Source organism: Pseudomonas stagnisoli (genome assembly GCF_048595745.1).
Classification (GTDB): Bacteria; Pseudomonadota; Gammaproteobacteria; order Pseudomonadales; family Pseudomonadaceae; genus Aquipseudomonas; species Aquipseudomonas alcaligenes_A.
This window is the reverse complement of the sequence record NZ_CP184361.1, coordinates 2,018,452-2,037,419: the sequence shown is the minus strand read 5'-3', so window position 1 is coordinate 2,037,419 and position 18,968 is coordinate 2,018,452. Positions and strand designations below refer to the sequence as shown.

The following is an 18,968-nucleotide window of genomic DNA, read 5'->3' as shown; positions in this document are numbered from 1 at the left end:
CCATGCCACCGGAGACGATCAACCTGTTGCAGGTCATGCCGGATGCGGCGGCGGAACAGTTCATACCGCTGCTGCAGCGGGACGGCCTGCTACTGGAGCAGATCGTCTCGCACGGTCACGCCAGCCCCGAGGGTTTCTGGTACGACCAGCCACAGCCTGAATGGGTGGCCCTGCTGCGCGGCAGCGCGCGGCTCGAATTCGACGATGGCGAGCGACCACTGCTGGCCGGCGATGCCCTGCTGATCCCCGCGCACTGCCGGCACCGGGTCGCCGAATGCTCGCTGGACGCGGTCTGGCTGGCCCTGCACTTCGGGGCCTGACGGCCAGCCCTACGCCGCGGCCACGGCCAGTGGTAGCATGCGCGCCCCATGCGTATCTCCGACATTCACCAGCGCCTCGCCGACCTCGGCGCCCTGCCCGCCCACCGCGGCCGGGTGGTGCGCGCCTGGCTGCAGGGCAAGCCGCTGGATGCCGGCACCCGCCGCCAGCACACCGAGCACTTCCTGCCCCTGTCCGTACGCCACGGCCTGCCGCAACTGGCCGAAGAACTCGAAGCCCTGGCGCGGGTGCGCTCCAGCCACCCCGCCGGTGACGGCTCGGCGCGCCTGCTGGTGGACCTGGCCGACGGCCAGATGGTCGAGAGCGTACTGCTGCCACGCGACGGCGTTTGCGTCTCCACCCAGGTTGGCTGCGCGGTCGGCTGCCGCTTCTGCATGACCGGCAAGAGCGGCCTACTGCGCCAGGTGTCGAGCGCCGAGATCGTCGCTCAGGTGGTGCTGGCGCGGCGCCAGCGCCCGGTAAAGAAAGTGGTGTTCATGGGCATGGGCGAGCCGGCGCACAACCTCGACAACGTACTGGAAGCCATCGACGTGCTGGGCACCGACGGTGGCATCGGCCACAAGAACCTGGTGTTCTCCACCGTGGGCGACCCCCGGGTGTTCGAGCGCCTGCCACAGCAGCGGGTCAAGCCGGCCCTGGCCTTGTCGCTGCACACCACCAAGGCCGAACTGCGCGAGCACCTGCTGCCCAAGGCGCCGAAGATCGCCCCGGCCGAGCTGATGGAACTGGGCGAGGCCTATGCCCGTGAGGTCGGCTACCCGATCCAGTACCAGTGGACCCTGCTCAAGGGCATCAACGACGGCCAGGACGAGCTGGACGAAATCCTGCGCCTGTTCAGGGGCAAGTACGCGGTGCTCAACCTGATTCCCTTCAACAGCCTGGAAGGCGACGATTACCAGCGCCCGGACGGCGAGCGCATCGTGCAGATCGTGCGCTACCTGCACAGCCGCGGCGTGCTGACCAAGGTGCGCAACAGCGCCGGCCAGGATGTCGAGGGCGGCTGCGGCCAGTTGCGCGCGCGCGCCGTGGACATCGTCAACACCAGCCGGTTGCAGCGCTGATGCTGCGCCTGCTCGCGCTCGCCGCTGCCCTGGGGCTGCTCTCGCCCTGGCTGGTGACGCTGCTGGCGGATCACTCGCAACACCTGGCCTGGCTGCTGGACCTGGCCAGCCACTGGCAATGGCTGCACCTGGCCCTGCTGCTGGGCTGCCTGGTACTGCTGGCACCGCGCCGGCCACGTTGGCTGCTGCTGGCGCCGCTGCTTGCGCTGCCCTGGTTGAGCGTGGCGCCAATGCTGCCCGCGCAGACCGGCAAGGTGGGCCTGGAGCTGCGCCTGGTCAGCGCCAATCTGCAGCAGACCGACGATGCCGCCGCCTTGCGTGCCTGGCTCGATGCCCAGCCCGCCGATCTGATACTGCTGCAGGAAGTCACCCCGGACCTGGCCCGGCAACTGGCCGCCTGGCAGGACTACCCGCACCGGGTGCTGGCCCCGGAAAACTCGCCCTTCGGCCTGGCCCTGCTCTCGCGCCTGCCGCTGCAGAACGGCCAGGTCCTGCGCGACAGCGACGGCATTCCAAGCATCGAGGCGACCCTGCGCAGCGGCGCCCAGGCCATCAGCCTCAGCCTGGTACACCCGATGCCGCCGCTGTCGCCCTACTGGCACCACAAGCGCAACCTCGGCCTGCAGGTCGCCCTGCAGCGCAATGCCGCGCGGGGGCTGCCCGGCCTGCTGGCCGGCGACCTTAACGCCAGCCCCTGGTCGCAGGCCACGCGCGAGCTGCACGCACTCGGCTGGTACCGCGCCAGCGACCTGCAGGCCACCTGGCCCGCGCTGGGCCGGGGCTGGTTCGGCATCGCCATCGACCAGGTGCTGGTCCGTGGCCCCTGGCGCGTAGCCGAGCAGGGTCTGGGGCCGGACCTTGGCGCCGACCACCTGCCGCGCCGCCTGCACCTGCAATTGCTGGAAAACCACTGACATGCACAGCCTGGAACAACTGCGCTGCGGCGAGCTGGCCGGCATCCATCGCCTGGACCTGGCCGCCGACCTCGACGAATTCCCCCGTGAGATCCTCGACCTGGCCGACAGCCTGGAGGTGCTCAACCTCAGCGGCAACCGCCTGCGCGCCCTGCCCCACGACCTGTCGCGGCTACACCGGCTGAAAGTGTTGTTCTGCTCGGACAACCCCTTCGAGACCCTGCCGGAAGTGCTCGGCGACTGCCCCCAGCTGGAAATGGTCGGCTTCAAGTCCAACCGCCTGCGCGAGGTGCCGGCAGCCGCGCTGCCAGCACAGCTGCGCTGGCTGATCCTCACCGACAACCAGATCGAAGCGCTGCCGGATGCCCTGGGCGAACGCCCACGCCTGCAGAAGCTGATGCTGGCTGGCAACCGTCTCAGCGAGCTGCCGCCAAGCCTGGGCGCCCTGCACCAGTTGGAGCTGCTGCGCATCGCCGCCAACCGCCTGGAGGCACTGCCCGACTGGCTGCTGCAGTTGCCGCGCCTGGCCTGGCTGGCCTTCGCCGGCAACCCGGGCAGCGACCGTGCCGAAGCCGCCGCGCTGGCCAGCCACCCGCAGGCGCCGATTGCGCGCGAGCAGCTGGTACTGGGCGAACTGCTCGGCCAGGGCGCCAGCGGCCTGATCCACCACGCGCGCTGGGGCGAGCACGAAGTGGCGGTGAAGCTGTTCAAGGGGCAGATGACCAGCGACGGCCTGCCGCACAGCGAGATGGCCGCCTGCCTGTCCGCCGGTCGCCACCCGCAGCTGCTGCCGGTGATCGGCCCGTTGCAGGCGCAACCCGGCCAGCCGGACGGCCTGCTGCTGGAGCTGCTGGAGCCGCGCTTCCGCGTGCTGGCCGGGCCACCTTCGCTGGCCAGTTGCACCCGCGACTGCTACGCGCCCGAGCAGCGCTTCAGCGCCGAGCAGGTGCAAAACCTGGCCCGTGGTGTTGCCGCCGCGCTGGCGCACCTGCATGGCCGCGGCATCCTCCACGGCGACCTGTACGCCCACAACCTGCTGGTCGACGGCCATGACTGCCGCCTCAGCGACTTCGGCGCGGCGTCCTTCTTCACCCCTGGCAGCCCCCAGGGCCCGGCGCTGCAGCGCCTGGAAAGCCGCGCCTTCGGCATCCTCCTGGAAGAACTGCTGCAACGCTGCGACGCGCCGCTGGCAGGCCTGCTGCAACTGGCCGCCGACTGCCAGCAAGCGGCCACGCAGGCGCGCCCGGACTTCGCCGAGATAGCCGCCTGTCTGCAATGAAAAAGCCCCGGACCGGCCGGGGCTTCATCAACGCAGGAGCTGAACTCAGGTACCGCTCTTGACCTTGCTCCAGATGCGCGTACGCACCCGGTCGACCTTCAGCGGCATGGCCTCCAGTGCGTATAGCTTGATCATCACCTCTTGCGGCGGATAGACCTTGTTGTCGGCCTTCAGCGCCGGATCGACCAGGGCGTCGGCCTTCGCGTTACCGTTGGCGTAGTGCACGTGGTTGCTGATGCCGGCCATCACTTCGGGCTGCAGCAGATGGTTCATGAAGGCATAGCCGGCCGCCTCGTTCGGCGCGTCGGCCGGCATGGTCACCATGTCGAACCACATCGGCGCGCCTTCCTTGGGAATCACATACTCGATCTGCACCCCGTTGCCGGCCTCGGCGGCGCGGCTGGCGGCCTGCATGATATCGCCGGAGAAGCCGACGGCCAGGCAGATATCACCGTTGGCCAGCTCACCGACGTACTTCGAGGAATGGAAGTAGCGCACGTTCTTGCGCATCTCCAGCAACAGCGCCTCGGCCTGCTTGTAGTCGTCGAGGTTCTGGCTGTGGTGCGGCAGGCCCAGCTGGTGCAGGGCGATAGGCAGCATTTCCGGTCCGTTGTCGAGGATGGCCACGCCGCACTGGGCCAGCTTGGCCATGTTCTCCGGCTTGAAGATCAGGTCCCAGGAGTCCAGCGCCGCGCCTTCGCCAAGCACAGCCTTGACCTTGTCGACGTTGTAGCCGATGCCGGTGGTGCCCCAGAGGTAGGGGAAGCCGTACTGGTTGCCTGGATCGTTGGTCTCCAGCGCCTTCATCAGCACCGGGTTGAGGTTGCTCCAGCCGGGCAACTGGCTGCGGTCTAGCTTCTTCAATGCACCGCCCTGGATCTGCCGGGCCATGAAGTGGTTGGAGGGGAACACCACGTCGTAGCCGGAGCGGCCGGCCATCAGCTTGGCATCGAGCGTCTCGTTGCTGTCGTAGACGTCGTATTGCACGTGCTGGCCGCTGGCCTTCTCGTAATTCTTCAGGGTGTCCGGGGCGATGTAGTCGGTCCAGTTGTAGACGCGCACGCCCTCGGCGGCCTGGCTGGCCGATGCCAGAAGCATCAGCGGGAGGAGTTTCTTCAGCATGAGTGACCTCGTCGATTGTTCTTGTTAGGCAGTGACTCGGGGTGCGCCGATCAGAAGATCAGCACGAAGGTCTTGCGTACAGTTTCTTGTATGTCCCAGATACCGGTTGTATTGGCTGGCATCATCAGCGCATCGCCGGCGCGGATCTCGATCGGCTCGCCGCCGTCCGGGGTGAAGGTGCAGCGCCCGGCAATGAAGTGGCAGAACTCCTGCTGCACGATCTGCCGGCGCCAGCGACCGGGGCTGCACTCCCACACGCCGGCCTCGACGCAATCGGCGCGCTCGACACTGTGGGTGCGGGTCAGCGCATGCGGTTCACCCAGCGGCACGGCCACCGGATTGACCTCGTCCAAGGCCAGCTCGGCCGTGTTCTTGAAGTGGTCGATGCTCATCGGATTCTCCGCAGTCATTTCATGAAACCTTCCATAAAGCCCGCCACGCCCTGGGCCAGACGGCGGCGCCAAGGCGCGCTGTGCGGATCGGCCAGCACCCGGTCCTCGTGCACGAAGCTCTGGATGATGGCGTTGTAGCCGAGCCAGCGGCACGGCTCCGGCTCCCAGCCAGGCAGGCGTTCCAGGCGCGAATCGCTGTACACCCAGGGCTGCTGGGTCAGTTCGTTGTCCTGGCCGAGGATCAGCGCCGCCAGAGTGCGCCCGCCCAGGTTGCTGGCGCCGACACCCTCGCCGCCGTAGCCGCCGGACAGGGCGATGCGGTTGCGCGTGTCGCGCAGCATGTGCGGATGGAAGCGCCGCGCCATGCCCAGGTTGCCGCCCCAGGCGTGGGTCAGGCGCACGTCACGCAGCTGCGGGAACAGCTCGCCAAACAGGTAGCGGCGCAGTTCGCGCTCGTCCTCGGTGAGGTTGAAATCGGTGCGCAGGCGCCCGCCAAAGCGATAGCCGCCGCGGGCACCGAACACCAGGCGGTCGTCGGCGCTGCGCTGGCCATAGGTGACCTGGCGGCTGGCCTCGCTGAAGGCCTGGCCGCGCTCCAGGCCGATCTCGGCCCAGACCTCGGCCGGCAGCGGCTCGGTGGCGACGATCAGGCTCTGCACCGGCAGCTGATGACGGCCCAGCGGTGGCAACTCGGCGGCATAGCCCTCGACCGCCGGCACCACCCAGTCGGCGCTGACGCTGCCGCCCTCGGTACGGACCCGCCCCGGCTGCCAGTCGATCACCCGGCTCTGTTCGTAGAGTTCGACGCCCATGGCCTCGACGCAGCGCGCCAGGCCGCGCACCAGGCGGGCGGGCTGGATCGTGGCGCAGTGCGGGCTGAACAGCGCCCCGTAGGCATTGGCCACGCGCAGCTGCTCGGCCAGTTCGGCCGGCTGCAGCCAGCGGTAATCCGCCTCGCCAAGGCCCTGGCCGCGCAGGTGCTGCAGGTGCTCCTGCAAGCCGCTCAGCTGTTCGGGGTAGCGCGCCGCGCAGTACAGCACGCCGCCCTTGCGCAGATCGCAGGCGATGCCTTCGCGCTCGGTGACACGGGCCACCTCGTCGGGAATGCCATGTAGCAGGTCGAAGCTCGCGCGCCGCGCCTCCGTGGGCAGTCCGGCGAGCAGGCGGTCCTCGCCGAGGATATTGCCCATCAGCCAACCACCGTTGCGCCCGGAAGCGCCGAAACCGGCGACCTCGGCCTCGAGTACCACGATGCGCAGCTGCGGCGCCTGGCGCTTGAGGTAATAGGCGGTCCACAGCCCGGTGTAGCCGGCGCCGATGATGGCCACGTCGGCATGCCGTTCGGCCTGCAGGCGCGGCCGTGCCGCCAGGGGCTCGTCGAGCTGGTCCATCCACAGGCTTAGGTTGCGCCAGGGGTTCATCGGTGTCTCCGTCATCGTGTGCTGAGCGGAGACTAGTGAGGATGATCAGGCGCTGTCTTGCGTGCGGGCCCGCGCGGAAATTTGTTTGAGGTAAGCCTTAGGCGTCATGCCCAGGCGCTCGCGGAAGCACTTGTAGAACGCCGACAGCGAGTTGAAGCCGGCGGCGAAGGCCAGTTCGTCGATCCGCCCCGCGTCACTGGTGGCCTGCAGCCCGTCCAGCAGGTGCTGCAGGCGGGCCTGGTTGACGTAGCGGTAGAAGCTCTGCCCCAGCACCTGGTTGAGCAGGTGGGAAATCTGGTTACGGCTGTAGCCGGTGGCCGCGGCCACCTGTTGCAGGTCCAGATCCGGATCGAGGAACGGCCGCTGGCGCTGGAAGTATTCCTGCAGGTCCTCGGCCAGTTGCCCGAGCTGACGAGCCGACAGGCCCAGGCGGCTGATCGCCGGCCGGGCCGCGGATTCGCCCTCCCCGGGCCGCGCTTCGCGCACCAGCGTGGCGTATTCGTGAATGCGCCAGATCAGGCCGTCACGCACGGTGATCGCCTCGCCCGTGCGGAACGACACCAGCCCGCCGCTGCCATGGATGCAGGTGCGGTACTGGATAAAGGCGGTATGGCCATCAATGCGGATGCGGTCGACGTGCTCCAGCAGCTCGCCGGGGCGCCGCGGCAGGTTGTCCTCGACGTAGCGGCGCAGTTCGCTCAGGCGCATGCAGCGCTGCTGGAAAAAGTCGTGGTACTCGATATCCGGGTGGTAGAGCGCCAGCACCGCCTCCAGGTCGCGGTGCTTCCAGCTCAGGTGGTAGCGCATGATGGTCGCGCGGGTGCGTTCGGTTTGCGCGGCGTCGTCGGGAAAATCGCTGTCGTGCATGGCGGTTCGGCGGATTCGATGTCCGCGCAGCTTGCCTTATTCCTCAGCCGGCGAACAGGCGAATACCACGCGGCTGGGCCAAGGCCGCCGTGGGGCTCATGCCGACGATGCTGCGGAAGGTATGGCTGAAATGCGCCGAATCGGTGAAGCCGGCATTCACTGCGGCATCGGTGAGGTTCATGCCGCGCGCCACGCCGACGCAAGTGACGAACAGGCGATGCCACTGCCGGTAGCGGCGGATGGGAATGCCGACTTTCTGACGAAACAATTGGGTCAGGCGCGGCACCGAGAGCCCCACCTGGTCGGCAAGGAACTCGATGGACTGGTTGCACGACACGTCGGCCTTGATCAGCTCCACGGCACGCACGATGCGCGCATCGCTGGTGAAACCGGGCGGCGGCCGGCCATGCGGGTTGATCAGGCGCTCAAGCCAGTCCCAGATCGCCTCGGGCTCGGCGCTGCTGCGGTGCAGCGCATCGAAACGACCGATCCACAGGGCCTGCTCGTCCAGCCCGTGGAGCAATCCCGCCTCGCTCACGGCCATGCGCGGCGCCAGCAAGGCAAAGTCCTCGCCGAATACGTCCAGGTAGCAGAGCGCGACGCGTGAACCGCGACTGTCCACCACCAGCTCCAGGCCCGGCGGCAGCAGCACGCTGCGGCAGCGCAGGGCAGCACCCTGGCTATGGATCAGCAGTTCGTCATCCAGGCCGATCAGCAGCATGGCCGCCGCCTGCGACAGCTGCAGGGGCTCCGCGAAGGCACTGAGGTAGAAGGTGCGCTTGTCCCACAGATAGAGCAGGACCGGGGCATCGCTCGGTTGCATGGACGTTCTTCGCCCTTGTCATTGTTGTGGCCCGATGGGTACCACAGGCGAAGGACGCATGAAAGACCGGCAACGCGTTTTATTGCGACGATGAGCAGCGCTCAGCAAAGCGCTGCCATCAGGTTCAGGTATCCAGATGCCCGTCCAGCAGGGCCTGGAGGCGACGCTGCATCAGGGCCGGACTGTCGCCCAGGTAGGCGACCGAGGCAATCTTGACCAAGCCGCCACCCTGCCCCGCCAAGGCCAGCGGGCAACTGACCTTCATCTGCAGGCGGCGCACCACCTCGGTCGGCAGCGGCGCATGGCCGAACAGCACCAGCACCGCCGGTTGCCGCGCATCACAGATCAGCGGCAACTCGTCGAGCGGCTGCCCGGATGCCAGCACTTCCACCCGCGCAGCGCCTCCGGCCAGCACCAGCCCTGCGCACAGCAGCTCGAGCTCGGCACAGTTGCCGCTGCCATCGGCAAGCATGACCACAGGGCCGTTGCCACGGTTCATCTGCAGGCGCAACAGCGCCCGCGAGCGCAGGAAGGCATCGAGCATCAGCCACTGGCTGCGCGCGCCATACTCGGTACGCGGCAACAGTGCGCGCCACAGCGGCAGGAGCACATCCTCGAACAACACGGCGAGCGGATAGAGCGTGGACAGCTGCCCGTACAGGCGTTCCAGCTCGGCGCTGTCGAAGTTGGCCAGCGCCTCGCGCAGCAGATCACGCCATTGCGCCAGGTGGTCGTCGGCCACCACCGGTACCACTTCGTCGGTCTCGTGCTGGGTCAGCAGCTCACCGATGCGACCTACCGCGATACCGCGGCTGGTCCACAGCATGATGCGCTGGATGGCCTGCACGTCCTGTGGCGAATAGAGGCGGTGCCCGCCCTCGGTGCGTACCGGGCGAATCAGGCCGTGGCGGCGTTCCCAGGCACGCAAGGTCACCGGGTTGACACCGGTCTGGCGTACCACCTCGCGCATGGGCAGCAGGTCACCGCGGGGCGAAGAGTCAAGTAACTCGGTCATGATGCTCGGGCAGCAATGCAAACGAACCGGGATTGTAAACCAGACGGCGCCACAGTACCCGGCCTTGGCAGTGGCATGTGTGAAGACTAACCTAGGCGGGCCCGAAAAAACGAACGAGAGAACCGTGCAATGATCAGTGCCAAGCTCCTGCAGCTGGTAGTAGAAGCATCCAGTGACGGCATCGTGGTGGCCGAGCAGGAAGGCGATGACAACATCCTCATCTACGCCAACCCCGCCTTCCAGCGCCTGAGCGGCTATTCCGACGAGGAGATCCTGTACCAGGACTGCCGCTTCCTGCAGGCCGGCGACCGCGACCAGCCCGGGCTGCATGCCATTCGCCAGGCCATTCACGAGGGGCGCGCCTGCCGCCAGATCCTGCGCAACTACCGCAAGGACGGCAGTCTGTTCTGGAACGAGCTGTCGATCACCCCCGTGTTCAACGAGGCAGATCAGCTGACCTACTTCATCGGCATCCAGCGCGATGTGACCACCGAAGTGGAAGCCGTTGAGCGTGTGCGCCAGCTGGAGGCGGAAGTCGCCGAGCTCAAGCGCCAGCTGGCCGAGCGCTGATTAGCCCACCTTGGCCGGCGCCGCCACGCGCCGGCCTTCAGGACTCGCGCCGGAAGAACAGGGTCACCTGGCCCAGCTCCACGCCGAACTTGCTCATGAAGGAGCGATTGATCAGCGTGTCCTCATCCACCAGGTACATCCAGTCGTCAAACTCCACCTCGTAGGTGGTGTCATCGACCGGTAGCAGCAAGCGGTACTGCCAGCGCAAGGCATTGCCGGCCAGCTCGCCCCTCGCCTCGCCGATCACGTCCCCTGCCGTGCCGCGCCAGCGGCCCGGGCCATCGGGGGTCAGCGTCCACACGCGGCGCTGGCGTTCACCATCGCTGTAGACGAAGCGCTCGTCGAGAATCAGCTTCTCGCCTTCACGGCGACTGTCGATCTGCACATGGAAGCGCTTGATCACCTTGCCCGAGCGATCCTGGAACATGCCCCAGGCTTGCACCGGCCGGGAGAAATAGCTTTCCAGGTTGAGCACCGGCTGCTCCGCGGCATAGTCATCCACGGACACGCTGCCGCAGCTGACCAGCAGAAAGCAGCAGGCCAGCAGCCATATCTTCCTCATGTTCGAAACACCTCAGGCGTCAGATGCATTGAGCCCCAGCAGGGCTTCACGAAGCTCGGGGCTGCGCGTGCCTGCCCCCAGCCAGATGGAAAAGAACGCACGGGCGAAGGCAGGATCGGCGATCTCCCTCTGCAGGCGGCCATCGACGTAGAACCGACAGCCCTTGCCGGGCAGATAAACGCCGGTGATGCGCTGCCCCGACTGGACATCGACGAAGGACTGGCGCATCTCTTCGGCCCAGCGGGCCATGGTGCGCTCATCCACCGTGCTGCCCTGCCGGCGTATCTCGTCGACACTGGTATCGACCAGGGCATCACGGGTGATATTGCGCTTGTAGGTGAGCTCCAGCGCGAACGGCCGTTCGAAGACCTGTTCGGTCTGCTCACCGAACAGCCGTGCTGAATAAACGGAGAAGCCGAACCAGGTGAACTCACCTGCGCCCAACAGGCGCGCCTGGGGCAGATCGGTCCGCCAGTCGGCCGCGGCGGGCCCGCCAACGCAGAGCAACAGCAGACAGATCAGGCCTCGCTTCCAGGCATGCATTCGACTCTCTCCCAGGTCGAGGGGCACCTCGACCTCTTGGAATAAAAAATCCGGCAACCGAAACAGGGGGGAAGTTGCCGGAGTGCGCAGGCGAACAGTGCTCAATCAGGCAGCAAATTCCTCTTCGCTGAATGCCATCAGGGTAGTCTTTCCGGCCAACACCTCGGCCAGCAGGCTGTCGGTTTCAGTCAGCACCCGTGCCATGTAGAAGTCGGCCGACTTCAGCTTGGCACCGTAGAAGACGGTTTCGCTGCTACCGCCCTGCAGGGCCGCATGGGCAGTCTGGGCCATGCGCGACCACAGCCACGCCAGGGTGGTCAGGGCGAACAGGCGCAGATAGGGAACCGAAGCGGCACCGGCCTGCTCGGGGTCCTTCATGCCTTCGCTGGCGATCCACAGCGTCGCCTGCTGCAGCTGCTTGAGCGCCTTGCCGACGGCGGCAACGTGCGGCGCCTCGGGATTGGCCTTGAGCCAGCCTTCGACCAGAGCGAAGAAACCGCGCACGGCGCGACCGCCGCCCAGCGCCAGCTTGCGCCCGACCAGGTCCAGGGCCTGGATGCCGTTGGTACCTTCATAGATGCGGGTGATGCGGCAGTCCCGCACCAGCTGCTCGATGCCCCAGTCCTCGGTGAAGCCGGAGCCACCCAGCACCTGCAGGCCCTCATTGGCGCAGGCAAAGCCCTCGTCGGTGAGGAAGGCCTTGACCACCGGGGTCAGCAGCTGCACCAGGTCGTCGGCCTGCTGGCGCACTTCGGGATCCTCGTGATCGTGGGCGACATCCAGGTGCAGGCCGGTGAAGTAGGCCAGCGCACGGCAGCCCTCGATCATCACTTTCTGGCGCAGTAGCATGCGGCGCACGTCCGGGTGTACCAGAATCGGATCGGCCGGCTTGTCGGCGGCCTTCGGGCCGGACAGCGAACGGCTCTGCAGGCGCTCCTTGGCGAAGCCCAGGCTGATCTGGTACGCGCTCTCGGCGATCCCCAGGCCCTGCATGCCGACCATCAGGCGCGCCGAGTTCATCATGGTGAACATGCACTTGAGGCCCTTGTTCGGCTCGCCTATCAGCCAGCCTTTGGCACCCTCGAAGTTCATCACGCAAGTGGCCGAGCCCTTGATGCCCATCTTGTGCTCCAGGCCGCCGCAGAACGCCGGGTTGCGCGAGCCGTCCTCGAGGAACTTGGGCACCAGGAACAGGGAAATACCCTTCACGCTGTCCGGCGCATCCGGCAGCTTGGCCAGTACCAGATGGATGATGTTGTCGACCAGATCCTGCTCGCCGCCGGTGATCCAGATCTTGGTACCGCTGATGGCGTAGCTGCCGTCGGCCTGCGGCACGGCGCGGGTGCGGATCAAGCCAAGATCGGTACCGCATTGCGGTTCGGTCAGGCACATGGTGCCGGTCCACTCGCCGCTGATCAGTTTGGGCAGGTACTGCTCCTGCTGCTCACGGGTGCCGTGCTGGGTCAGCGCATTGATCGCACCGTGGGTCAGGCCCGGGTACATGCCCAGCGACAGGTTGGCCGAACAAACCATCTCCTCGACCATCATGTTCAACACGTGCGGCAGGCCCTGGCCACCGAACTCCGGGGTACAGGCCAGCGCGGTCCAGCCACCCTCGGCGAACTGCTTGTAGGCGGCCTTGAAGCCTTCCGGCGTCTTCACCGTCTTGCTCACCGGATCGTACTGGCAACCCTGCTTGTCGCCGGAACCATTGACCGGAGCCAGCACGTTCTCGGCGAGTTTGGCTGCCTCCTCGAGAATGGTGCCACCCAGATCGGCACCGAACTCGCGCTGCGTCGGCAACGCTTGCAGGGCACCATAGGCACCCAGGACCTCGTCGAAAACGAACCGCATGTCGCGCAGGGGGGCATGATAGTCAGGCATTGATCGCTCCAAAACTGTACATCGGTTATTTGTGTATAGCTTTTTGTATAGTTTTTACGCACGATTGGCAAGCACTGATCGCTGCGACATCCATTTCCTTTCATTTCAATTGCCCGCAGATCATCAGTTCTTACAAGCCGAGTCCCGCTTGCCGGTGGTTTGATGGCCGCCACCTCCGCTGCTGTGTGCGGAGCTACAACAACAAAAAACGAACACACAGGTACACCTCATGAAAAAGCTGCTCGTCCCGGCACTGGCCGCCCTCGGTCTGTGCGCGTCCCTCCCTGCCCTGGCCAACACCCAGGCGCAGACCAAGAACCCCATCGTCCTCGTCCCCGGCATCTTCGCCTTCGACACAATCGCCAGCATCGATTACTGGTACCAGATCCCCAGTGCCCTGCAGAGCCAGGGGGCCAAGGTCCATGTACCAAAGATCAATGCCTTCGACAGCTCGGCCAAGCGTGGCGAGTCGCTGATCGCGCAGCTGGAGCAGATCCGCGCCGCGTCCGGCGGCACGGTGAAGAAGTTCAACCTGATCGGTCACAGCCAGGGTGGCCTCACCGCCCGCTACGTGATGAACACCCGCCCCGACCTGGTAGCCTCGGTGACCACCCTCAACTCGCCGCACAAGGGCTCGCCGCTGGCCGACCTGGTGACCGGCATCGCCCCGCCCGGCAGCCTGCAGGGCGTCGCCTTCGACGTGTTCGCCAACGCCGTGGGCAACTTGGTCAACCTGCTGTCGAACAACAAGAAGAGCGCCTCGGACGTGCGCGCCATGCTGGCCGAGTTCAACAAACCGGGCGCTGCGGCCAACAACCAGCGCTTCCCCACCGGCGTGCCGAGCACGTCCTGCGGCGAGGGTCCGGAAACCGCCACCATCAACGGCAACAGCGTGCGCATGTACTCCATGAGCGGGACCGCGCCACTGACCAACGTGCTGGACATCTCCGACCCACTGTTCGGTGTCACCTATCTGGCCTTCGGCTTCAGCGAGGCCAATGACGGCGTCACCGGTCGCTGCTCCAGCCATTTCGGCAAGGTGCTCAAGGACAACTACTTCATGAACCACCTGGACATCACCAACCAGGTTCTAGGGCTGGTGTCGCTGTTCGAGACCAACCCGAAGACCCTGTATCAGAACCAGGCCAACCGCCTGAAGAACCTCGGTCTGTAATACCGACGGACATGGCGCCGAGGGCGCCATGTCCGCCGCGAGGAGACTTCGATGTCCAGCCGCATCATTCTGTCTGCCCTGGCCCTCGGCGCCGTCGTCGTGGGTGGCACCCTTTTGCTCTACCGACCGGCGCCCCTGCCCGCCGCGGCAGCTCCCGTCACCGCAGCAGCGGTGCCCAAGGACAACCGCAGCCGCGAGGCCCGCAACCTCAACCACAACCTGCGTGAAACGCCAGCCGCCAGCCTGCCTGACCCCGGCCCGCTGCCACCCTCGCTGGCAGGCGCTCATCACGGCGTACAACTGCGCATGGACGCCCAGGGCAATCTGCTCCTGCAGGCGGACCTGCTGCACCTGTTCGACTTTTACCTGGCCGGTCGCGAAGAAGAAGGCCTGGACAAGGTTCTGACACGCATCCATCGCGACCTCGCCACCCAGCTCCGCGAGCCCGCGCTGGACCAGGCACGCGACCTGCTGCGCCGCTATGTGGACTACCGCATTGCCCTGCAGGGCCTGCCCGCAGCCGATGCCAGCCTGGATGCCGGTGCCCTGCGCCAGCGCCTTGATGCACTCAACGCGCTGCGCCAGCAGTTTTTCAGCGCCGATGAATATGCCCTGTTCTTCGCCCGCGAGAACGCCGAGGACGAGTACATGGTGCAGCGCCTGGCGCTGACCCGGCAGGCCGGCCTCAGCGAGGAGCAACGCACCCAGGCGCTGGCCGAACTGGAGCTGCAACTGCCGGAGGAGGTGCGCATGGCACGTGCCGAGAGCATGCGCCATGGCGAGCTATACGCCGCCACCCAGACGCTGCAGGAGCAAGGCGCCAGCGCCGAGGAGATTCGCCAGCTGCGCGAGCAGGCGCTGGGCAGTGCAGCGGCCGATGCACTGGCCGATCTGGATCGCCAGCAGGCCGCCTGGCAGCGGCGCCTGAGCGACTATGCGGCCGAGCGCAACCGCCTGCGCCAGTCCGGGCTCAGCGACAACCAGTTGCAAGCCGCCATCGCCGAGCTGCAGGCCAGCCGCTTCGATGAACAGGAGCGCTTGCGCGTGCAGGCGCTGGACCCGGAGCTCTGAACCTCGCAGCGCTGAGCTAAGCTGAGCCCAGGAGGTGCCAAATGGACAGGCAGAACGACGATAACGACAAGCCACTGAGCTTTCGCGAGATGCTGCAAAGCGTACTGGCCGCCGCGTTTGGTGTGCAGAGCGGCAAGAACCGTGCGCGTGACTTCAGCCGCGGCAAACCCAGCCACTTCATTGCTCTGGGGCTGATGTTCACCGCGCTGTTCGTGGTGGTGCTGTTCGCCCTGGTGCAGCTGGTGCTCTATCTGGCAGGCGTCTAGCGCAGAAGCTCATCGATGGAGCAGGCATACTGCCGCAGCGCCGGATTGCGCGTGGCGCTGAAACGGCGGAAGTCCAGGCCCTTGCCAGAGCGTTCCAGCCTGGACATCAGGTGCCTGGCCTCATGCGCATCCACCAGTCGCAACAGACGAGCCATCTGCGCCTTGCCGCCGCGCTCCGCGAAGTCCATTCCAGCGGCATGGTCATGCAACATCACCATGGCACAGCCCCCTAGAACAAAGTGCCCAGTGGCAAGCACGCCGATTCTGCCCTCGGCACGCGCCTGCAGAACACGCTGCGAGTTGTTCAGCGCCGTGTAGCGAAGTTGGCGCCCCTGCTCCTCGGCCGCCTGCATGACGCCAAAAGCCATTTCATCATTGGCGGACCAGACCAGGTTGACCTGCGGATAACGGGGCAGCAGCAGCTTGGCCTGCTCATACGCACGCTGCTGGCGCCACTCGCCGTAGAGCAGCTGGCGCAGGCGAATCTGCGGATGTTCCTTGAGTGCCCGCTGCAGCCCCTCCTCGCGCAGAGTCGCGGAGGGTGTGTTCTTCACGCCGGAGAACGCCACCAACTCGGCGCCTTCGCCTGCCTTGCGCAACAGCCCCTTGGCCATCAGGTAACCAGCTTCCTCGTCATTGGTGACCAGGCTGCCGATCCAGTTGGCGTAATTGTCCCGGGGACCGCCGACCAACTGCTGCTGTTCCTCGGTCAGGGTGCTGTGTACGGCAAACAGGCGAATGCCGCTGTCGGCAAACATGCGCAGGATTTCCGGCCCCTGATACTGCTCATTGACGAAAATCAGATAGTCCGGCTTTCGCGGGCTGGCGAGCACATGGCGCGCGTTGCGCAAGGTGGTCTCTTTGTCACGCTCGCCGTAGAGCACCTCAAGCTGCATATCCAGATCGTCGGCCGCGTCCTGCATAAACTGGCTGTAGTCCAGCCAGAACCGCTCGTGAGAGAAGCCAGGATTGAGGAAAACCACGGACGCTGCCTGGACGGTGGCACAGAAAAGACTCAGGCAGCAGAGGAAAAGGACGCGCAACGCCACGACGGTGAACCCGGGTTTAGCAGTAGGTGGCGCATTATACCGGGCAGGCAATAGCAAAATGCCAGCGCTCGCCGGGGCCGGCGAGAAGAACGAGCCGGCCCCGCTCGCTCGTCCGCTACTGCTGGCTCACCCAGAACACCGCCGTGCTGACCGCGATGAGAATCAGCATGAAGATGGCCCAGGCATCGACGAGGCTGTCTTGGTCCTGCGACGTGGAATGGTCGGTCATGGTTGTCCCCTTTGTTGTGGTTATGGGTTCCACCTGAGTTAAGACCAGACCATGTCCAGTCTCAAGGTCGGCCGCTTATCGACTTTGGCTATGTACTTATATGAAAACTTCACTTTTTCGCATATTTGCGAGCTGGTATCTTTCGCCGGCCCTGATAGAGAGCGCGTCTACCGTGCGCGCAAGAAAGCCATCGCTGCCTGATGAAGCAGTAGCCTGACCCACAGGACCCCTATGTACGTATACGACGAGTACGATCAGCGGATCGTCGAGGACCGCGTCAAGCAGTTCCGCGACCAGACCCGCCGCTACCTGGCCGGCGAACTCTCCGGCGAAGAGTTCCGCCCCCTGCGCCTGCAAAACGGCCTCTACATCCAGCGCTACGCGCCGATGCTACGCGTCGCCGTGCCCTACGGCCTGCTGTCGTCCAAGCAGGTGCGCATGATGGCCAAGATCGCTCGCGACTACGACAAGGGCTATGCCCACATCAGCACCCGGCAGAACGTGCAGTTCAACTGGCCGGAACTGGAAGACGTGCCGGAGATCCTCGCCGAGCTGGCCACCGTGCAGATGCACGCGATCCAGACCAGCGGCAACTGCATCCGCAACACCACCACCGACCAGTTCGCCGGCGTGGCCAAGGACGAGATCGTCGATCCGCGCCCCTGGTGCGAGATCATCCGCCAGTGGTCGACCTTCCACCCCGAGTTCACCCACCTGCCACGCAAGTTCAAGATCGCCGTCAACGGTGCCGTGAGCGACCGCGCTGCCATCGAGGTGCACGACATCGGCCTGGAAGCGGTACGCAACGAGGCCGGCGAACTGGGCTTCCGCGTCTCGGTCGGCGGCGGCCTGGGCCGTACCCCGATCGTCGGTAGCTTCATCAAGGAATTCCTGCCCTGGCAGCATCTGCTGGGCTACCTCGACGCCATCCTGCGCGTGTACAACCGCTACGGCCGTCGTGACAACAAGTACAAGGCGCGCATCAAGATCCTGGTCAAGGCACTGACTCCGGAAGTCTTCGCCGAGAAGGTCGAGGCCGAGTTCGCCCATCTGAAGGATGGACCGACCACCCTGACCGAAGCCGAAGTGGCGCGCGTTTCCGCCCACTTCGTCGACCCGGCGTACAAGGCCCTGAGCGACCAGGACGCCGAACTGGCCGCCCTCGACGCCCAGCATCCGGGCTTCGCCCGCTGGCGCCAGCGCAATACCTTCGCCCACAAGCAGCCGGGCTATGTCGCCGTGACCCTGTCGCTGAAACCGACCGGCGTCGCGCCGGGCGATGTCACCGACAAGCAGCTGGATGCCATCGCCGACCTGGCCGACCGCTACAGCTTCGGCGAGGTACGCAACAGCCATAACCAGAACATCATCCTCGCCGACGTCGAGCAGCAGCAGCTGTTCACCCTCTGGGGCGAGCTGCGCGAGCTGGGCTTCGCCACACCGAACGTGGGCCTGCTGACCGACATCATCTGCTGCCCGGGCGGCGATTTCTGCTCGCTGGCCAACGCCAAGTCGATCCCGGTCGCCGAGGCCATCCAGCGTCGCTTCGACGACCTCGACTACCTGTTCGACATCGGCGACCTCGACCTCAATATCTCCGGCTGCATGAACGCCTGTGGCCACCACCACGTCGGCCACATCGGCATTCTCGGCGTCGACAAGAAGGGCCAGGAGTTCTACCAGGTCTCTCTCGGCGGCAGCGCCGGCCGTGATGCCAGCCTGGCACAGATCCTCGGCCCGTCCTTCGCCCAGGATGAAATGGCCGACGTGATCGACAAGCTGATCAAGGTCTATGTCGAACATCGCACCGAAGAGGAGTCCTTCCTCGATACCTTCCGCCGCGTCGGAATCGACCCGTTCAAGGAGCGCGTCTATGCAGCGAATCATTAAGAACGGCCAGATTCTGGACGAAACCTGGCACCTGCTGCCGGCCGACGCCAGCCTCGACAGCGTCAGCAACAGTGACGACCTGATCGTGCCACTGGCCCTGTGGCGCGAGCATGCCCACGCCCTCAAGGTCCGTGATGGCGGCCTGGGCGTGTGGCTGGAAGCCGGTGAGGAAATCGAGGAAATCGTCGCCGATCTGGATAGCTTCCAGGTGATCGCCCTCAACTTCCCTGCCTTCACCGACGGCCGCCACTGCTCCAGCGCCTACCTGCTGCGCAATCGCTATGGCTACAAGGGTGAGCTGCGCGCCATCGGCGACGTGCTGCGCGACCAGTTGTTCTCCTACCAGCGCGTGGGCTTCGACGCCTTCGCCCTGCGCGCGGACAAGGACCCGGTCGATGCACTGAAAGCCTTCGAGGAGTTCAGCGAGGTCTATCAGGCCTCCACCGACCAGCCGCTGCCGCTGTTCCGCCGCCGCGCCTGACCCGGCCCCAGGAAAA

Annotated in this window: 21 protein-coding genes; 11 read left to right on the top strand and 10 right to left on the bottom strand. The window is 65.9% G+C overall.

The window, feature by feature from the left end:
• Nucleotides 1–2 precede the first annotated feature (2 nt).
• The 4 genes from ACOAPY_RS09810 to ACOAPY_RS09795 are packed head-to-tail and all read left to right on the top strand — an operon-like array spanning nt 3 to nt 3,593.
• Nucleotides 3–320, top strand: coding sequence for a cupin domain-containing protein (locus ACOAPY_RS09810; RefSeq protein ID WP_465156503.1), 318 nt, complete (start codon nt 3–5; stop codon nt 318–320).
• A 48-nt stretch (nt 321–368) separates the two neighbouring features.
• On the top strand, nt 369–1,400 hold the full coding sequence (locus tag ACOAPY_RS09805) for an RNA methyltransferase (RefSeq protein WP_465156501.1): 1,032 nt from the start codon (nt 369–371) through the stop codon (nt 1,398–1,400).
• Complete coding sequence (locus tag ACOAPY_RS09800; RefSeq protein ID WP_465156499.1) at nt 1,400–2,314, top strand: endonuclease/exonuclease/phosphatase family protein; 915 nt, start codon at nt 1,400–1,402, stop codon at nt 2,312–2,314. Before ACOAPY_RS09805 ends, ACOAPY_RS09800 begins: the two co-directional genes overlap by 1 nt.
• 1 nt (nt 2,315) lies before the next feature.
• Nucleotides 2,316–3,593: a leucine-rich repeat-containing protein kinase family protein gene (locus ACOAPY_RS09795; protein WP_465156497.1), complete on the top strand. Its 1,278-nt coding sequence runs from the start codon at nt 2,316–2,318 to the stop codon at nt 3,591–3,593.
• Nucleotides 3,594–3,638: 45 nt separating this feature from the next.
• On the opposite strand, the gene ACOAPY_RS09790 is transcribed toward ACOAPY_RS09795, so the two are convergent.
• The 6 genes from ACOAPY_RS09790 to ACOAPY_RS09765 form a co-directional block, all read right to left on the bottom strand.
• Entirely contained in the window at nt 3,639–4,715 is a 1,077-nt protein-coding gene (locus tag ACOAPY_RS09790; RefSeq protein ID WP_465156495.1) for a polyamine ABC transporter substrate-binding protein, read from the bottom strand.
• Nucleotides 4,716–4,765: 50 nt separating this feature from the next.
• Entirely contained in the window at nt 4,766–5,107 is a 342-nt protein-coding gene (locus ACOAPY_RS09785) for a cupin domain-containing protein (protein WP_465156493.1), read from the bottom strand.
• Between the two features lie 14 nt (nt 5,108–5,121).
• Nucleotides 5,122–6,528 (bottom strand): NAD(P)/FAD-dependent oxidoreductase, encoded by a 1,407-nt coding sequence (locus tag ACOAPY_RS09780; RefSeq protein ID WP_465156491.1) that lies wholly within the window; start codon nt 6,526–6,528, stop codon nt 5,122–5,124.
• A gap of 45 nt (nt 6,529–6,573) precedes the next feature.
• Nucleotides 6,574–7,395, bottom strand: a complete 822-nt coding sequence (locus tag ACOAPY_RS09775; protein WP_203787011.1) for an AraC family transcriptional regulator — start codon at nt 7,393–7,395, stop codon at nt 6,574–6,576.
• A 43-nt stretch (nt 7,396–7,438) separates the two neighbouring features.
• A complete protein-coding gene (locus tag ACOAPY_RS09770) occupies nt 7,439–8,218 on the bottom strand; it encodes an AraC family transcriptional regulator (RefSeq protein ID WP_465156489.1) in 780 nt (259 codons plus the stop codon).
• A gap of 124 nt (nt 8,219–8,342) precedes the next feature.
• A complete protein-coding gene (locus ACOAPY_RS09765; RefSeq protein WP_076583236.1) occupies nt 8,343–9,233 on the bottom strand; it encodes a MerR family transcriptional regulator in 891 nt (296 codons plus the stop codon).
• 129 nt (nt 9,234–9,362) lie between these two features.
• On the opposite strand from ACOAPY_RS09765, the gene ACOAPY_RS09760 reads away from it, so the two are divergent.
• On the top strand, nt 9,363–9,803 hold the full coding sequence (locus ACOAPY_RS09760) for a PAS sensor domain-containing protein (RefSeq protein ID WP_021699549.1): 441 nt from the start codon (nt 9,363–9,365) through the stop codon (nt 9,801–9,803).
• A gap of 37 nt (nt 9,804–9,840) precedes the next feature.
• Here ACOAPY_RS09760 and ACOAPY_RS09755 read toward each other — a convergent pair whose 3' ends face one another.
• From ACOAPY_RS09755 to ACOAPY_RS09745, 3 genes are all read right to left on the bottom strand, one after another.
• Nucleotides 9,841–10,365, bottom strand: a complete 525-nt coding sequence (locus ACOAPY_RS09755) for a DUF3833 domain-containing protein (protein WP_465156487.1) — start codon at nt 10,363–10,365, stop codon at nt 9,841–9,843.
• Nucleotides 10,366–10,377: 12 nt separating this feature from the next.
• The gene (locus tag ACOAPY_RS09750) at nt 10,378–10,908 is read right to left on the bottom strand and encodes a chalcone isomerase family protein (RefSeq protein ID WP_465156485.1); all 531 of its coding nucleotides are present in this window, start codon (nt 10,906–10,908) and stop codon (nt 10,378–10,380) included.
• A gap of 105 nt (nt 10,909–11,013) precedes the next feature.
• Nucleotides 11,014–12,792, bottom strand: coding sequence for an acyl-CoA dehydrogenase C-terminal domain-containing protein (locus ACOAPY_RS09745; protein ID WP_465156483.1), 1,779 nt, complete (start codon nt 12,790–12,792; stop codon nt 11,014–11,016).
• Nucleotides 12,793–13,021: 229 nt separating this feature from the next.
• On the opposite strand from ACOAPY_RS09745, the gene ACOAPY_RS09740 reads away from it, so the two are divergent.
• Genes ACOAPY_RS09740 through ACOAPY_RS09730 form a run of 3 tightly spaced genes read left to right on the top strand, consistent with a single transcriptional unit; the run spans nt 13,022 to nt 15,303 of the window.
• On the top strand, nt 13,022–13,966 hold the full coding sequence (locus ACOAPY_RS09740) for a lipase family alpha/beta hydrolase (RefSeq protein ID WP_076583242.1): 945 nt from the start codon (nt 13,022–13,024) through the stop codon (nt 13,964–13,966).
• Nucleotides 13,967–14,017: 51 nt separating this feature from the next.
• The gene (locus tag ACOAPY_RS09735; RefSeq protein ID WP_465156481.1) at nt 14,018–15,037 is read left to right on the top strand and encodes a lipase secretion chaperone; all 1,020 of its coding nucleotides are present in this window, start codon (nt 14,018–14,020) and stop codon (nt 15,035–15,037) included.
• A 41-nt stretch (nt 15,038–15,078) separates the two neighbouring features.
• Nucleotides 15,079–15,303 (top strand): DUF2970 domain-containing protein, encoded by a 225-nt coding sequence (locus ACOAPY_RS09730; protein ID WP_021699555.1) that lies wholly within the window; start codon nt 15,079–15,081, stop codon nt 15,301–15,303.
• Here the strand turns inward: ACOAPY_RS09730 and ACOAPY_RS09725 are convergent.
• The gene (locus ACOAPY_RS09725; RefSeq protein ID WP_465156479.1) at nt 15,300–16,286 is read right to left on the bottom strand and encodes an ABC transporter substrate-binding protein; all 987 of its coding nucleotides are present in this window, start codon (nt 16,284–16,286) and stop codon (nt 15,300–15,302) included. The genes ACOAPY_RS09730 and ACOAPY_RS09725 overlap by 4 nt on opposite strands.
• A 346-nt stretch (nt 16,287–16,632) precedes the next feature.
• On the opposite strand from ACOAPY_RS09725, the gene ACOAPY_RS09720 reads away from it, so the two are divergent.
• The 3 genes from ACOAPY_RS09720 to ACOAPY_RS09710 are packed head-to-tail and all read left to right on the top strand — an operon-like array spanning nt 16,633 to nt 18,952.
• Complete coding sequence (locus ACOAPY_RS09720; protein WP_465156477.1) at nt 16,633–16,782, top strand: hypothetical protein; 150 nt, start codon at nt 16,633–16,635, stop codon at nt 16,780–16,782.
• A gap of 30 nt (nt 16,783–16,812) precedes the next feature.
• The gene (locus ACOAPY_RS09715) at nt 16,813–18,471 is read left to right on the top strand and encodes a nitrite/sulfite reductase (RefSeq protein WP_465156475.1); all 1,659 of its coding nucleotides are present in this window, start codon (nt 16,813–16,815) and stop codon (nt 18,469–18,471) included.
• On the top strand, nt 18,455–18,952 hold the full coding sequence (locus ACOAPY_RS09710) for a DUF934 domain-containing protein (protein WP_465156473.1): 498 nt from the start codon (nt 18,455–18,457) through the stop codon (nt 18,950–18,952). The genes ACOAPY_RS09715 and ACOAPY_RS09710 overlap by 17 nt, the downstream gene beginning before the upstream one ends.
• Nucleotides 18,953–18,968 lie beyond the last annotated feature (16 nt).